Genomic DNA, 15102 nt, shown 5'->3' on the forward strand with positions numbered 1-15102 from the left:
CGTTTGCTTCGTCCACATTTATCCGATGATGTACATGTCGGATGGGTTCGGGGAAACGTTGCGATTCCAACGTTTTCACCATGATGATATGATCAAGATGCGCCAACGTCGATGATGGGCAGGGGGCCAGTCGGCGCACCATGCGCGCCATGCGGAGGAGTCGACCCACGGTTCGTCGAAGGATGGGTCATTGATCACGCCCTTGAGTTCGACGGAATAGACGTCCACGCCGTCCGAATCGCCGTCAAGGACAGCCCTGACCGGGGCGAGACGCTCGAACCGCCCAGAGGCGATCTGCAAGGCCGCTGGAGCATACGCGTCAACCAGCAATGGCGACTCGTATTCCGATGGAATGAGACCGATAATAAGGAGGCAGCCGATGTCTACTTCGACGACTACCACGGCTAACTACTACAGCACACCGGGCCAGATCCTCGACGAGGAATTCCTGCAGCCGCTCGGCATCAGCCGCTACCGGCTCGCCAAGGCGATCGGCGTGAGCGAGACCGCCATCGGCGAGATCGTCAACGGCAAGCGTCGCATCAGCATCGCGATGGCATGGCGACTATCCAAGGCACTCGGCACCACCCCGGAGTTCTGGAGCAATCTCCAGAGCGATTACGATCTGCTCACGTTCGACCCGACCGGTCTCGGTGACATCCGGCCACTCATCACCGCATGATGAAAACGAGCGAAACAGCGAGCGCCACCGCCGTGTGCACCCGCAGCGGCGGCTGGTGGGCCGTCGAGGTCCCCGAGATCCCCGGCCTGTTCACGCAGGCCCGCCATCTCGATCAGGTCGAGGACATGGTACGCGACGCGGCCGGCATGCTCGACGTGCAGGTCGGCGCGGTCACCGTCAAGCCGCGGCTGGACGAGTCCTCGAGGCTTGTCGCAACACCGTCGCCGCACTGCGAGGGGAAGGACTGACCGTACGCGACGTCGCCGTCGTCACCGGCGTCAGCCCCAGCGCGTCAGCACACTGCAGAGCGCGTAGGCTTGCAGACGCGGTTCGTCTCCGACCTCTCATCCACTCCAGACCTCTTTGATCGTCGGAATCGAATGAAACACACATTTAGTCACTATTTTTCGACCATCGATGATGACGACCCGGAAGGCTACCGGGTTGACCGGACGGCGACCCACCGACCCCAGATTCGCCATCCCAAATCCATCTCGTCCTCCAATCCGACGTCCAGACCCGGATTCTCCAGAACGTCCCGGACCCGACGGCGGCCCACTGTGGATCCCGTTCGACGGCCAGACACCGACGACCCTCCAATGCCGCGGCCACGGCGGTGGAACCGGACCCGGCGAACGGGTCGACCACCGGATCTCCGGGCTGCGTGTAGGTGCGGATCAACCAGCGCATCGGTCACGTCGAACGAGTCGGCGCACAATACGGTGATGTCAGGCATGACCGAAATCATGCGTCGTCTATTCGCTGCGCATGATGAGGGTTGCGGCGTGCTCCTGCAGCCATTGCCGCAGGTAGGGGATGGTGAAATCCACATACCCATACGAGGATGAATGGATGATTCCGGCCTGAATGAGACGTTCGCGGTATCGCCCCGCATACTGCGTGTCCTTGCCGATCCGTCTGGCGATGTCTCCGGTGCGTGACGGCCCCTCATCCTGTGCCATGGCGAGCAGGTACGTGCGGTCCACGCTGGACAGATCCTCGATGGCCGGTTCATGCACGGTTCCACCGAGTCTGAGTCTCGCAGCCTCGACACCGTTTCGCGCGGAATTCTCATCAATGGTCGCCCCCAGGGCTTTTCTCCAGATGTTGTAGCCGACAAGCTGCACCATGAACGGGTATCCATGCGTCGCCTCGGTGGCGATGCGCAGGGCATCCGGTGTGATGTCATATCCATGTTCGTGAATGACGTCCTCGAAGGCATCACTGACGAGATCGAGCGAGATATCGCCCAGTTCCACGGGCGTTGCCCTGCGTAGGAACGTGATGACGTTATCATGCAGCAGTGATGAGGTCATGCCCGGTAGTCCGGCGAACGCGACTGCGATGTTCCGTTCCTCGCGGATCAGGTGCTGGACCGCCGTGGCCAGCGCACGAAGATCGGCAACATCGGCACCCTGCGTTTCGTCGATGGTGATGAGCAGTCCCCGGTCCGCATGTCGTCCGCCGATATGATTCACCGCATTGGTCAGGGCCGTGCGCAATGTCATCGGCAATGCGGTCCGATCGAACTCCACTTTGCCCAGACCGACGCTACCCAGTCCATCGACGCCAAGACTGGGTAGTTCGACGGACTTCACGTCACGTCGTTCATATTGGGCACGCAATGCGAGTATGAGATTGCCGACGAACCCGTGGGTGGCCGTTTCGTCGATGACCGTCCATCGTCGCGCACGGGCGCGCTTGCCCAGTGCGTTAAGCAGTACCGTCTTGCCCGACCCGCGACTGCCGGTGATGCGCATCAGTCGATACGGGGCTCCGGGACCGGCCTCAAGGGAATCGTCGAATTCGTCCAACAGTGCATCCCTGCCGATAAGATACGGCGGATTCGCCCCCGCCGACGGTCTGAATGGATTGACCATGCCATGCCTCGCTGGTTTTATCGATACGTTTCGTTATATCTTTTCATATCCTTGTATATCCTTTTCTATCCTTGTATATCCTTTTCTATCCTTTCACGCCACGATGCTTATGCTCGAAATCGCCACTATGGTCGGTCAGCCGAACACGACCAATCCCTGCAGGCGGAGCATGCGGCCGTTCTCGAATGCGTAGCGCCACTGCGGTCCGTCCTCGCCCATGAAGTCAAGGTGGAAGCCATCATCGACGGGAGCCAAGGCGTTGAGGAACACGTCTTCGTCGCCGCTCTTCCGGTAGTCCCAGTCAAGATCGATGATGTCGCCGGTGTTGTTGTCGCGAGTCGCCGTGAAGCCGAGCTGGCTCAGAATCCCGTCGAGGGGCTGATTTTAGTGGTGGTTGCAACACCTACATATTTTGCCGCTCTTGATGGCGGTCTTGGAATGGTGTGATTGTATCAGCGGCGTTGATGAGTTCGAGTATCTTCTCGGATGGCTTCCGGCAGTCGATCGACTCGCCGTGCACGTCCTTGCCGTAGAACTCCTTGACGATCTCCTTGTCGAGGTTCCCCTCGGCACACCCCTTCTTGTAGACCGGCAGCAGGGTCTGCTGGAGTGCCCTGACGGTCGCCGTGTCCTTCTTGTCGATCAGCAGATCGCATCCGAACTTCTTGTTCCCGTTCTCGCCCTCATCGATCTTGAAGAGCGTGTCGGCCCAGTTGAGCATGACGTTCTCCACCATCACCGGGTCGCCTGAGAACTTGCGCTTCTTGTCGGCCATGTCGACCACCTTTCTCACCCTCACCACGGGGTCGCACCGTTCGTCCGCGAGCCGGTCGGTTCGCGGCACCTTCCCTATGCGTCCCGGACCGTCCGCGGGGACGCATGAGCCGGGCATGAACGAGTGCATGACCTTCATCGGCGGCGACCCGGCCGTACCCATCGCGGTGAGCATCCCGCATGCGGGACTGACCATGCCCGTCGGCATCGCGCCGCGGCTGGCCGACCCACAGCGTGAGGCCCGGCGGATCGCCGACCTGAACGTGGATCGGCTGGCCGAGCCGCTGAAGGACCTGGGCGCGGGAGTGCCGTCCAACCGGATGAGCCGCCTATGGTGCGACGTGGAACGCTACCCGGACGCCCGTGAGGAGATGAACCGGGTCGGCATGGGCGTCCTCTACGACGTGGACGCCGACCTCGATCCACTGCGTGACGGCCCATCGACCCGAGCGAGCGCGAACGGCGGCTGGATCTGCTCTACCGGCCGTATCACGCCCGTCTGGCCGACATGTGCCGTTGGCGCTGCGAGCGGCTGGGCCGGTGTCTGCTGGTCGACCTGCACTCCTACGCCACCCGGCCCCTGCCGTACGAGCTGCACGCCGAAGAGCCGCGCCCGCAGGTCTGCCTGGGCCATAACGGGGATGCGGCCGGACGGGACGCCGCCGTCCTGTTCGCCGACCGGCTGGCCGAGGCAGGGTATACGGTGGGCGTCAACACCACGTTCCATGGGGCCATCCGGCCCGAACCGCTCGACGAGAGACGATACCCTACGCTGGCCCCGCTGATGATCGAGATCCGCAAGGACGTCTATCTTGGGCATGAAGATGCCGACCGGCTGACCCGACTGCTGGCCGAAACCGCCGGCCTATGGATGAACCGCACCGATCGAAAGGACCCATCATGACCATCACCCCCACGCTTGCCGACGCCATCGAACGCCGTCTGAAGGAACTCGAGGCCGTCAGCCCCTACGGGCCGGACACGCTCGACGAAGCCGAACGACGGGAGGGGATGCGCATCGTCGTCGCCCTGGCCGACGACGAGACGGACGCGCTCGAACAGATCGACCGCTGTCTGGTCGGCGGACTCGCCCAGCTCATCATGTTCTACTGAGCGCATAGCCTCCCGCATCGACGACGGGAGGCATTATGGACGACGGATAGCCACGCGACCCCAACGGACGATTCGCCTCCACCGGACGCGGGCCGTCGGGGACCGATGATCTCGACTGGTCGGCCTCCAACGCGCCCCTGCGTCTGGCCGGCCGGACGGTCATCGACAACCCTCATAGCATCGGCAGGATACGCAGGGAGATGCTGCGCAATATAACCTCCGAATGGCTTGACCATCGCAACACCCGACTTGCGGTGCTGATGGGCGCCTCCTCCCGCTGGCCCGTGGAACAGCGCACGGAATGCCAGCGCCGCTGGCTGGGGGAGCGGAGGATCGCCACGGTGTTCGCCGACAAGAAGCAGTGCGACGAGTACGACACCATTCGGGCCATGCTCCCCGCTATCGGTCCCGACAACGCCTTCCGGTTCCGCCTCACCGGCCGTCACCGCGCCACCGGCGTCTACAATCCCGTCGACCGCGCCCTTGCCGTGGATCCGCGCCACCCGGACTCCACGTTCCACGAGATGACCCACGATCTCACGATGCTGGCGTTCGATCCGGGTCGGGTGTCGTGGATGGGCGCACTGATCCGATGAGCCGGAATCCGGCGCGGGTCTTCGGCCGGGTCAGCCAGTAGTGGCCGACCACATGCCGCGCCTCGAAGCCGCGGGGGAGGTCCGACCGGTCGGCGACGTGGGGGAAGTTCTTCAGCTGCCAGGTGATCTCCAGACAGATCACGCCCCTCTGTTCGACGACGCTTTCGGGGGTGATGGCACCGAGTTCGCCCACGCGCATCCCGCAGGTCAGGAGGAGCCGCCAGATGAGCCGCCATTGCGCGTCCGGCTCCATGCGGATCACCCGTGCGGCCTGTTCGGGGTCGAGGATCGGCCGGCTGACGACGTCCTGGGCGACGGGCTCCATGGCGTACAGGGGGTTGACGTCGATGAGCCGTTCGCGTACGGCCGCGTCGCACGCCTCCTTGAGGACGACGTGGGTCAGCCGCGCGGTGGCGGCGGCGTGTCGGCGTAGCTCCCGGCGTTCCAGGTCGAGGGCGTGGGAGGGGCGCAGCCGGTCGAGCCGGATGGTGCCGATGGCGGGGATGATGCCGCAGCGGATGCGCTGTTCGTAGACCCGGTAGGTGTTGGGGGACTTGCGGGGTCGGACGATGGTCTCCACCCATGTCCGGCACCATTCGCCGACCGTGGGCATGTCGGCCGTCGTCGCGCCGTCCAGTCGGCGTTGGTCGTCGGCTTTGGCGCGCGCCCGGTTCAGGGCCTCGCTCCGGGTGGCTCCGGTGGCGCTGACCCGTCGGCGGTTTCCGTCCGGATCGGGTTCCATGTTCACGAAGGCCCGCCATCGGCCGTTGTCCAGTCGGATCAGGGTGCCAGTGCCGTTGTCCCGGCGTTTTGATCGTGGTCGTCTCGTCATGGTCGCTCCTTGTCGAAAGGGGGTTGACGTATGCCGTATACGTCGGACCCCGGCCTGTCGGGCGTGTGCCAAATATGTGCCATCTTCAGCCGAAAATAGCCGAAAATGGCCGGAAATGGCCGTGCGCCCGAATCCTGCTGAAAACGCCGCAGCCCTTGGAACCATTGGGATTCCAACGGTTTCCACGATTTCCCTCGCAAACCGATCCGATAATGTACGTTATGTCAGATTAGGATACTAAAAAAGATCCGATCGAATATCAATCACTCCGACCGGATCAATGTACTGAAGCTTCTCTTCGCCTGACGACCAACTATCGGTGAAGGAATGCCATCAGTTGGGATCACTTCAGTTGCCGTCGAAATACCGCTCCACACCGTCGAACAGCTGATCGACGGAATCGATGATCAGCGTGGCATTGTGATCCTCCAGCTCATGCGGTTCGGCATAGCCCCAACGGCATCCGATGGTGCCGATGCCGACGGCCTTGCCGCCATCCATGTCGGTCCAACGATCACCGACCATCACGGCGCGGTCGCCCTGAGCCTCGTCATAGCCGATCTCGTCGAAGCAGTACCGGATCACCTCATCCTTGTGCAGACGGGAGTCATCCATGCTGGCACCCCACACGCCATTGACCATATCGGTGATGTGGAAATGCTCGCATATCACCTTCGCCTGAGGTTCCGGCTTGCAGGTGGCCACGGCAAGGAAGTAACCGGCGCTCGTCAACCGCTGCATCTGTTCGGGAATACCGGGATACACGGTGTTGTACAGTCTGCCGGGAACCTTGTTGCCAGGATGGTTCGGGTCGTCGAAGTAATCGATATCGGAATAGTATCGACGATAGATGCGAATACCCTCTTCAAGCTCCTTGCCGTGCAGACCGTTACGCTCCATGGACTCCTGAATGGCGGGACCGATGAACCGATGAAGCTCCTCATCGTCCGGCACGGGATGCCCGAGTTCCTTGAAAGCCATGGTGACGGAGGCGATGATGCCCGGATCCGACTTGGTGAGCGTTCCATCAAGATCAAGCAGTACGACCTTCTTCGGATGCTGTGCCAACGCTGTGCTCCTCTCCCCTTGTATAATGTGCGATCTGCAGGCTACCGCCCTGTTCATACACGTTCATGCGCGATACCGAATAACAATTATGCCCGGCCACGCAGGCCGGGCACGCACGGTTCACATATTGTTCATCTGAATCACTCGTAGTCGGGAATCCAGCCTTCACGATGCATCTTGAGACGCTTGTCGAGCAGCTCCTTGAGCTCCTCCTCACTACGACGCTCAAGCAGCATGTCCCAATGCGTGCGAGTAGGCTTGGTGATCTCATTGGCTTCACTGTCATCGGAGCCTTCACGATGCGCGGTCTGTCCACAGCGGCATTCCCACTCCTCAGGAATTTCCGCACCCTCGGCAAGAGGAAGAATCGTGCGATGACCCTTGGGGCAGACATAGGCCACATCGGTTCGCGCCGCAAAATCCACGTTGTCATCCGACTCCAGAGACTTCGCTCCGATGCTCATGCCGCGAAGACTGCGTTCAGCCATATGATTCCTCCTCGATTATGCATTCAAACCGTATCTACGGTACAGAACAGCTTTGACCTGACGTTTATTCCTCAGATAGTCCAGTAGAGGACAGATCAGTCGACCCCGGAATAGGCGACGATGCCACGGTTGATCCGTGCCGCGGCCAGACTCGCCGTTGCGGCCACGTCCTCCCCATCCACAGGCAGATACGGACCTGTCTGCGCAACCTGACCGAGCACATCGGTCAGCCGCTTGCAGGTGCGGACGAAATCGCCACCCGTCATTTCAGTATCACGCAACACATCGGAAAGCGACCCTCCCCTAGCCCACTCATAAGCGATGTCCACCATCCCGAAATCCAGCTGCGGCAGTGGATCCAGGCCGAGATCCTCGCAGGTGGCGTTGATGCGGGACCATACCTGCCGAATAGCCATCGCCGCCTTGGCCACCGATCCCTCAGGACCGCCGGGATATCGTCGTGGCTCACCGGAATTACCCCGCCTCGACTCATAGACGAAGGCGCTGAGCAGTCCCGCCATCTCGGCGGGTTTGAGATCGTCGGCGACACCCTCAAGCAGACACTGCGCCAATACCAGATCCTGTTCGCTGTACAGCCGTCGAAGCAACTGACCCCGTGTCGTCAACGTGTAGTCGCGAGGCCGTTTCGACTCACTGCCATCGACCACGGCATTGAGATACCCCATGTTTTCCAGAATCGAGCAGATGGTGTCGAACCGTCGGGCGACGGAGCCCGTACGCGAAGCATATCGACCACGGACCCGTTCCAATTCGCGGGTCTCGCGCATCCACCGATGACCCCACCGCATATGCTGGGCAAGATCGGCGCATTGGCGGCACGGATGCTCCCGATCGGCTTCGCGCAGCTGAGCGATACGCCGATCAAGGTCAAGGAACGCCTGCTTGCGAGCCTGTCCCGAAGGGAAGTTGCGATGCTTGAGCTCGCGTCTCGCACCCCGTTCCAGATCCGTCAACTGCATGCGGATGGTCATGAACTCCCGAAAATCGCCCTGATCACATTCGAAGGCCTGCTCGTATCCTTCAATGGCTTGAGTCAGCGTGTCGATACGAGACTCCAATGTTTCAGCGGACTCGTTCGCCTCCCATTGGGCGAACGAATGGTCGAGGGTGACGCGCGACGTGCGATAGTCGCTGGTGTTGAGCAGGTTCACGGCCATGTTGAAGGTCGGCCGGAAGCTGGAATGCAGCGGATACACTCGCTTGGACGATAGGGCCGCCACCGTCTGAGGCTCGAAACCACGATGATCCACCACCACGGCATGGCCAATGGTGTCGATGCCTCGACGTCCGGCACGACCAGTGAGCTGGGTGAATTCCCCCGGCGTGAGCGGCACATGACCGGTGCCGTCATACTTCTCCAGTTTTTCCACCACCACGCATCGAGCCGGCATGTTGATGCCGAGCGCCAAGGTTTCGGTGGCGAACACCATCTTGACCAGACTCTCCTCGAATAGCCGTTCGACAATCTGACGGAACAGTGCGATCATGCCGGCATGATGCGGCGCGAATCCCTCTTCGAGCGCAAACCGGAACTTCGAAAACTGCAGGGTCCTGAGCTCGTCCTTGGTAAGCTGCCCCTCCACCATCTCATCCACGATGGTCCGGATCCGCTGGGATTCCTCCATCGTGGTGAGTTCCAGTCCGGCATTGATGCATTGCTGCACTGCCATGTCGCATCCGTTGCGGGAGAAGATGAAGAAGATTCCGGGCAGCATGTCGAGATAATTGAGCTCGTCGACCACGGCCCATCGTCGCGGAAGATACCGATTCGCATGCTCGTCGCGTCGGTCTCCCCTGCCTTTGCCTGAATGGCCACGACCATCGTCATGACGTCCTTTGACCCTTCTGGCCGCTCTATGATCCAGTTCCCGGATTCGCGTCGTGAGCGTCGGATTGAGCTGAGTGCTTTCCGCGGATCGATACAGATCGTAGATCTCCGGTTCGTGATGCTCATCCTCCTGAAGCAGCACATGCTGTTCAAGCGGCACCGGACGCCGTTCGGAAACCACCAAGGACGTACGACCATGAGCCGACTCCATCCACGCGGAAAAATCCTCCACATTGGACACGGTGGCCGACAGCCCGACGATCTTCACCCGCTTGGAAAGGTGGATGATCACCTCCTCCCACACCGGCCCTCGAAAACGATCGGCGAGATAATGGACCTCGTCGAGCACCACGTACCGCAGTGCGGTCAAGGTCGAGGAGTCCTCGTACAGCATGTTGCGAAGGACCTCGGTGGTCATCACCACGATGTCGGCCTCGGCATTGATCGAGGTGTCTCCGGTGAGCAGCCCGACGCGTTCGGAACCGTAGACGTCAACCAGATCATGATACTTCTGGTTGCTCAGCGCCTTGATGGGCGTGGTATAGAACGCCTTGACGTTACGCTCCTGCGCCAGAAAAACGGCGAAGTCGGCGATCACCGTCTTGCCCGCACCCGTCGGTGCGGCCACAAGAACATTGTTGTCGGCCTCCAAAGCCTCGATGGCTCGCATCTGAAAGTCATCCAGAGGAAAATCCAGTGTCTCGGCGAACCGTCCTGCCGCGCTTGTCGCCTTGCGCTGACGATCGCGGAACGCCCGATACCGAGCCGCGGGACTCGACGGATCGGATGACGGCGACTGTCGGGGGTCCACCGACGCTTTACGACGATGATGTCTGGCCATGTGTCTTCCTCCCTAACGGATATCGAGCGTTTCGTTCCGAGCATGCCTCTGACGTTCACGAAGCCGTCCACCGATCCGTGGTGGGACCAGCAGTCTCAACGCCTTGTGATGGGCTTCGACATGCACCGGCAGTCGACCGATCTTCTCGCCGTCCGCCATCAGTACGGGCGGTTCCTCTCCGTAAGCGCCGAAGGCCAATGTGATATCGCGAATGCGCTGGTATCCGATCAGCGGTGCGGTGGTATGTCTGCCGAAATACGCCTTGGAAAGGATGCTCAACGCCTGTAACGAACCAGGATGCCATTTAGCCCATATCATCTCCAGCAGACCGTCGGAAAGATCCGAATCCGGAGACGCCTCGATACCGCTGCCGATATATCGTGCGTTCGCGATCGCGATCAGCGGAGTAACAAGATCGAAGGAGATGTCCGTACCCAGATCGGTACGGACATCGACGTGGTATCCGTAGTCCCGAACGTGGGAGGCCTCCCATATTCCGGCCTCCAGATACCGAAGCATGCCGAACGGCAGTCGTGAATGATTGGCACGGTCGTTGATCGCCGCATCGATGGAACAATTGAGCATGCCTGCGAAGAAGGTGTTGATGCGAACACCGTCGTCATCGCTGGATCGCACATGCCCCAGATCGAGTCCGATAGAGGAATCGTACGTCAACGCCGCGAGTATGGATTCCGTGCTCGTTCGTATCCTGCCTATGGGCAGACCAAGACTCCGGGCGAAATCATTGCCGGAGCCACAAGCGACAATGCCGAGTGGAACATCGCAGTCCGCCACCGCATTGACTCCCAGCGATACCATGCCGTCTCCGCCGACGACCACCAGCGCATCGATCCGGTCCAGTGCCCCGCGGATATTCGACAGCGAATGCTCACGGTTCGTTCCGGTGAGGTCGGCCACCGAAAATCCCAGTCCCACACCGCGGTCACGCAAACGTTCCACAGCTTCACGGCCGGAGGAACGTCCCTTGCCGTTGTCGGATGAGGGATTGGTGACGACCGCGATGACGTGTCGTCTATCGATCAAGGTCATTGAAGGTCTTCCATCGCTTCCATATGGCCACATGACGGTTACGGACGTGATCCCGGTGCTCCATGATATGCGCCTGCGTCCGTGCATATCTATCGGCGGCTTCCGCCAGCGGGCGTGTGAACATCGGCGGTTCGTTCCGTTGCCGATGATCATCCGCTTCGAGACGTGAAAGCCGACTGGAAACGTCATCCCCGGTTCTCCCGATGACATGCATCGCCGAGATCGCATGTCTGATCACGTAGACGCCGCCGACGATCAGCGTCACGAGGAGGAACGCCACCAGTACGATCCATATCCATCCCGGCATTGCATCCTCCTCGCTGTGCGTGTGCGGCATATCGTTCGTTTATGCATTGGTTTCGAGCGGGATTACGTTCGGATGAATCGATCCCGCCTTCTACCCTACCGGCTCCGACCAGTATGGGTTCCCCCGTCTCCGAGGCTGAGCTCCCGCTTGGCGCGGGCTACGATCATCGTGCGCAGAGTCCCAGGAGACACCGCCACGATGTGACGAGCGTGGGCGATGCAGAACGCCACGAACCATGAATCCGAAGAGACGGTGAGATGGACGATCTCCCCTTCCCCGGACGGTTCCACCCGTGCATCCGGCAACGAATCGATGAAGGACAGTCCCGGCCTGTCGGTGATGAAAGCGGCCAGTGTACCGTTATCGAAGCTCCATTGACGCAATTCCGAGATCGGCACATCGGGAATGGTGAACGATTCCTGAGGTTTGACGATCTCGGCACGGCCGATGCGGGCCAGACGAAGCATCTGCCAGTCACCATGCCGACGCCGGACGTCGGTTTTCGAACGCCCCGAACAGATTGCAGGGTCATCGATGCCGTTCCATACGGCGGCATAGTACACACCTTCATCCACGAAGATCTTGGCCGGAGCGACCACCTTCTCGCGGGTGCGACCGGCACCGTCGGTGTATTCGATGTCCAGAAGCGACTTGGAGTGGATCGCATCGGTGACCGCCTGAAAGCACGGAGGCTCAAGCTCGTAGCCGGTCAGACTCAGCCACGGGGTCTCCCCCGGTTCCGTATGCTCGCGAAGCCGACCATACAGCGATTGCGCCTGCTTGCGCGATTCGGCAGGCAGCAACGGGGAGTGCGCCAGATAGCTCACCGATGCGGTGAGCAGACTCAGATACTGCGGGGATATGCCGGCGAGACGCTCCAGTCCAAGCGAATTGGTGGCGCTGATGATGCCTTCGGATTCCAGCAGCGACCAATCGATGTCGAAGAACTGGCTACCCGCCATCTCACCATCGTCGGAAACCGTGGTGAGTGTGCCGATGTCCTTGCGGATGACGGCCACGGACTTGCGCAATTCATCATCGGTCTCACTGTGACCGATGAATCGTTCGGCAAGATCGGTCATGGGAAATTCCTCGCCGATGTGCGCGGAGAGGAACAGCATCAGACGCAGACGGCGATCCACTTCGGAGCCGGTCTGGAAGGATGCACTCAATGCCTTGCGTGCTTTGGACTTGCCTTTGGAGTCCTCCACGTCGGCGGCATGTTCTGTGGCTGCGATGTATTCGCGATGGGCCTTGAATGCCTCCTCGGGATGATCGGCCGAGCCGAAATGCGTTGCCGCGTTAAGACGACGATTGAAGGCGTCGGCTGCCTCCTGCGGGCTGATGATCGACGAACCGGGATGCTCCAACACGAACATCGCCAGATCATCCGAATCGGTATAAGCCACATTGATATGTTCGCCGTCCACGTCGACGGTAGCGGCGAACCGACGAGAATCGATCACCTTCACCAATGCATCGGGAATGGTCTGCGTACCCAACCCCGGCGCGATGGAATCGAGGCCAAGTCCCGGAACGGGCATCTGCGGGACTCGCGGCGCGGTACGGGAGACCTTGGTGTTCTCCTGCTCAAGCCGTTGGGAGGCCGATGAGATCGAAATGGACTGGGCAAGGTAATTGGCGGCGGCCAATACGGGGAGATCCTCCTGCTCGAACCGCATGCGGATGCGGGGCTCGTCACCCAGCTGCAGTCGGTACGAAGCGAAATCCTGTCCTTCGGACTTCGAAGAGTACTCCGGTTGCCGGGATTCGATGGCTATGCCCATGGCCGCCAACTTGGCACGATCCCTTTGGAACTGTTTGGCGAAGGCCGCCTTTGCCGCCTGATCAGCCAGCTCCCCATAAGAATCGGCGTATGCCTTCACTCGCTGGGCGATTTGACGTGAGGTAAGCCATTGAGGGAACGCCGAAGAAAGAACAGCCAAAACATCCAGTTCGTGCTTGCCCCATTTATCGGAGAAACGGCGCCTACCGTTTGAAGCTCCCTCAGCCATTTGTCCTCACGTCTCAGTAAACTTGCTTTTGATTGTTGGCTTTTTCAGCCTCTAGTCATTTTACGGGTAAATCTTCAAGAAAACAGTGTTTTCATAAAAAATTTCCCTAGGGGACGATTTTTCGTCCCCGGATCATTCATCTCACAGCCAGTCATCCGGTTCGACTCCGGCAGGACCGACGAATTCGCCGTTCGGCACATACGAAGGCTCGCCGTTGTCTTCCAAGACGGCGTCCGCGAAGCACTTCACGTTCTGTCCGAAGGTCCAATCCCCCTTGACCGTAAACGAATTCGCCGCGGCCAGAGACGGCACCCCGTAGGGGAATCGTTCATCGAAATCAGCGATGTACTTGTAGTAGCGCGGATCAAGCTCGACCTGCGGGAAGATGTAGTTGCCATCCTCCATCTCATATGAATCGGTGAGATGGAAACGGTCGGACCGCATGATGAACAGATCGTTGGTGGTCTTCACCGGCAGGAATCGAGGACGATCCACTTCGATGCAGGATGCGCCGTCGAACAAGGAGATCGCGGCGCCCATGGCGGTTTCCAGCTGAATGACCTTCTCGGTGGAGGGATCGGTGGGGTCCACGGTCTTTCGATTGCGGATCACCGGCAGATCAAGCACACCGTTGGTTTCGGAAAGCCTGTCACGAAGATCGCGCACCCTCACCCAGATGTTGTTGGTATTGAAATAGGGATGTTTGGCGATGTCGGTGGCGGACGCCTTGTCGTCGGGATGCACCTGTGTCATCTCGCGAAGGGTGAGATGACCGGTGTGCCGGTCACGCACGATGTGGCCACCCTTGCGATCGGCCGGGGTACGACGCGCCACCTCCACCATGAACGAGGAACCCGACTGGGCGAATGCTCCGGCCAGCGTGGTCGAAGGACGTGCACCGAGATTGTCCGAATTCGAAATGAACAGATATTCGATGCCGTGCTCCAGCAGATGATCAAGCAATCCGGATTCCCATAGGGTGGCGAATACGTCACCATGTCCCGGAGGGCACCATTCCAGCTCGGTATCGGTGGGGAACGAGACCGGCAGGCCGGTCTCCATGTCGATCTTGGGCTCGACGTGCTGGATGATCTCGGTGGGAATGTCCTCCTGATGGAACCGACGATTATGCCTGAGCACGGACATGGATTCCTTCGACGTGCGGAAGGAGTTCATCAGTGTCAGCGGCAACGGAACCTGCTCACGCACGCGGGCGGTGATCACCTGACCGAGAATGATGTCGAGGAAGCGCATGCGCTTGGCCTTGTGGCGGCGCACGGGCAGCAGGGACTTGGGGCCGGCGAGGCCCATCGAAGTGCCCAGCCCTCCGTTGAGCTTGAGAAACGCTGTCTTGCCGAAGGCATCCATAGCCTTGTCGTGATCGATGGTGTGGTAGATGTCCCGTACGGCGGGAATGTCGGTGAGAGGTTCCACATCATCCTCCCTGATCCATTCCGACTGATCGGCCTGCCAGGTTCGATACAGACGCTCAAATTGGGAAATCGCGATTTCGCTCATACCGTGTTCGCGCATTTTGACCGCGGACTGTTCGAACGGATCCTTGGACACAGGTGGCTCCCCTTGCTTATGTACGGATGCAACAACGA

Annotated in this window: 16 protein-coding genes and 3 pseudogenes; 6 read left to right on the top strand and 13 right to left on the bottom strand. The window is 60.3% G+C overall.

Features of this window, described 5'->3' with window-relative positions:
• Positions 1-114: 114 nt before the first annotated feature.
• Genes Uis1B_RS06195 through Uis1B_RS12235 form a run of 3 tightly spaced genes read left to right on the top strand, consistent with a single transcriptional unit; the run spans position 115 to position 930 of the window.
• Complete coding sequence (locus Uis1B_RS06195; RefSeq protein ID WP_101616717.1) at positions 115-408, top strand: type II toxin-antitoxin system RelE/ParE family toxin; 294 nt, start codon at positions 115-117, stop codon at positions 406-408.
• Positions 380-682 carry a HigA family addiction module antitoxin gene (locus Uis1B_RS06200; RefSeq protein ID WP_101616560.1) on the top strand — a complete coding sequence of 101 codons (303 nt, stop codon included), beginning with the start codon at positions 380-382 and terminating at the stop codon, positions 680-682. Before Uis1B_RS06195 ends, Uis1B_RS06200 begins: the two co-directional genes overlap by 29 nt.
• The gene (locus Uis1B_RS12235; protein WP_423734868.1) at positions 679-930 is read left to right on the top strand and encodes a type II toxin-antitoxin system HicB family antitoxin; all 252 of its coding nucleotides are present in this window, start codon (positions 679-681) and stop codon (positions 928-930) included. The genes Uis1B_RS06200 and Uis1B_RS12235 overlap by 4 nt, the downstream gene beginning before the upstream one ends.
• A gap of 145 nt (positions 931-1075) precedes the next feature.
• Here Uis1B_RS12235 and Uis1B_RS06210 read toward each other — a convergent pair whose 3' ends face one another.
• From Uis1B_RS06210 to Uis1B_RS11885, 4 genes are all read right to left on the bottom strand, one after another.
• Positions 1076-1372 carry a DNA methyltransferase gene (locus Uis1B_RS06210; protein ID WP_101616561.1) on the bottom strand — a complete coding sequence of 99 codons (297 nt, stop codon included), beginning with the start codon at positions 1370-1372 and terminating at the stop codon, positions 1076-1078.
• Positions 1373-1437: 65 nt separating this feature from the next.
• Positions 1438-2562 carry an ATP-binding protein gene (locus Uis1B_RS06215; protein ID WP_101616563.1) on the bottom strand — a complete coding sequence of 375 codons (1125 nt, stop codon included), beginning with the start codon at positions 2560-2562 and terminating at the stop codon, positions 1438-1440.
• Positions 2563-2697: 135 nt separating this feature from the next.
• Entirely contained in the window at positions 2698-2832 is a 135-nt protein-coding gene (locus tag Uis1B_RS12460; protein ID WP_279324940.1) for a hypothetical protein, read from the bottom strand.
• Between the two features lie 133 nt (positions 2833-2965).
• Positions 2966-3532, bottom strand: a complete 567-nt coding sequence (locus Uis1B_RS11885; RefSeq protein ID WP_165782751.1) for an ssDNA-binding protein — start codon at positions 3530-3532, stop codon at positions 2966-2968.
• On the opposite strand from Uis1B_RS11885, the pseudogene Uis1B_RS06225 reads away from it, so the two are divergent.
• The 3 genes and pseudogenes from Uis1B_RS06225 (at position 3531) to Uis1B_RS06235 (ending at position 5045) form a co-directional block, all read left to right on the top strand.
• A pseudogene (locus Uis1B_RS06225) lies at positions 3531-4240 on the top strand (N-formylglutamate amidohydrolase). The gene Uis1B_RS11885 and the pseudogene Uis1B_RS06225 sit on opposite strands and share 2 nt — an antisense overlap.
• Entirely contained in the window at positions 4237-4449 is a 213-nt protein-coding gene (locus tag Uis1B_RS06230; protein ID WP_101616568.1) for a hypothetical protein, read from the top strand. Before Uis1B_RS06225 ends, Uis1B_RS06230 begins: the two are co-directional and overlap by 4 nt.
• A 200-nt stretch (positions 4450-4649) precedes the next feature.
• On the top strand, positions 4650-5045 hold the full coding sequence (locus tag Uis1B_RS06235) for a hypothetical protein (RefSeq protein ID WP_101616570.1): 396 nt from the start codon (positions 4650-4652) through the stop codon (positions 5043-5045).
• On the opposite strand, the gene Uis1B_RS06240 is transcribed toward Uis1B_RS06235, so the two are convergent.
• The 9 genes and pseudogenes from Uis1B_RS06240 to Uis1B_RS06275 all read right to left on the bottom strand — a co-directional run bounded on the left by Uis1B_RS06240 (position 4987) and on the right by Uis1B_RS06275 (position 15028).
• Positions 4987-5877, bottom strand: a complete 891-nt coding sequence (locus Uis1B_RS06240) for a site-specific integrase (RefSeq protein WP_165782764.1) — start codon at positions 5875-5877, stop codon at positions 4987-4989. The two genes, Uis1B_RS06235 and Uis1B_RS06240, sit on opposite strands and share 59 nt — an antisense overlap.
• Before the next feature lie 348 nt (positions 5878-6225).
• On the bottom strand, positions 6226-6945 hold the full coding sequence (locus Uis1B_RS06245) for an HAD hydrolase-like protein (protein WP_165782765.1): 720 nt from the start codon (positions 6943-6945) through the stop codon (positions 6226-6228).
• A 140-nt stretch (positions 6946-7085) separates the two neighbouring features.
• Entirely contained in the window at positions 7086-7433 is a 348-nt protein-coding gene (locus tag Uis1B_RS06250) for an RNA polymerase-binding protein RbpA (RefSeq protein WP_101616575.1), read from the bottom strand.
• A gap of 95 nt (positions 7434-7528) precedes the next feature.
• Positions 7529-10123: a DEAD/DEAH box helicase gene (locus Uis1B_RS06255; RefSeq protein WP_101616577.1), complete on the bottom strand. Its 2595-nt coding sequence runs from the start codon at positions 10121-10123 to the stop codon at positions 7529-7531.
• A 12-nt stretch (positions 10124-10135) separates the two neighbouring features.
• Positions 10136-11173: a diacylglycerol/lipid kinase family protein gene (locus tag Uis1B_RS06260; protein ID WP_101616578.1), complete on the bottom strand. Its 1038-nt coding sequence runs from the start codon at positions 11171-11173 to the stop codon at positions 10136-10138.
• A complete protein-coding gene (locus tag Uis1B_RS06265) occupies positions 11157-11480 on the bottom strand; it encodes a hypothetical protein (RefSeq protein WP_133124866.1) in 324 nt (107 codons plus the stop codon). Before Uis1B_RS06265 ends, Uis1B_RS06260 begins: the two co-directional genes overlap by 17 nt.
• Positions 11481-11575: 95 nt before the next feature.
• Positions 11576-12649 (bottom strand): annotated as a pseudogene (locus tag Uis1B_RS12550) (helix-turn-helix transcriptional regulator); the annotation flags it as partial.
• Between the two features lie 113 nt (positions 12650-12762).
• Positions 12763-13495: pseudogene (locus Uis1B_RS12555) on the bottom strand (helix-turn-helix transcriptional regulator); the annotation flags it as partial.
• A 141-nt stretch (positions 13496-13636) separates the two neighbouring features.
• Positions 13637-15028 carry a UTP--glucose-1-phosphate uridylyltransferase gene (locus Uis1B_RS06275; protein ID WP_101616719.1) on the bottom strand — a complete coding sequence of 464 codons (1392 nt, stop codon included), beginning with the start codon at positions 15026-15028 and terminating at the stop codon, positions 13637-13639.
• Positions 15029-15102: the final 74 nt, after the last annotated feature.

Source organism: Bifidobacterium margollesii, from assembly GCF_002860355.1.
Lineage (GTDB): Bacteria > Actinomycetota > Actinomycetes > Actinomycetales > Bifidobacteriaceae > Galliscardovia > Galliscardovia margollesii.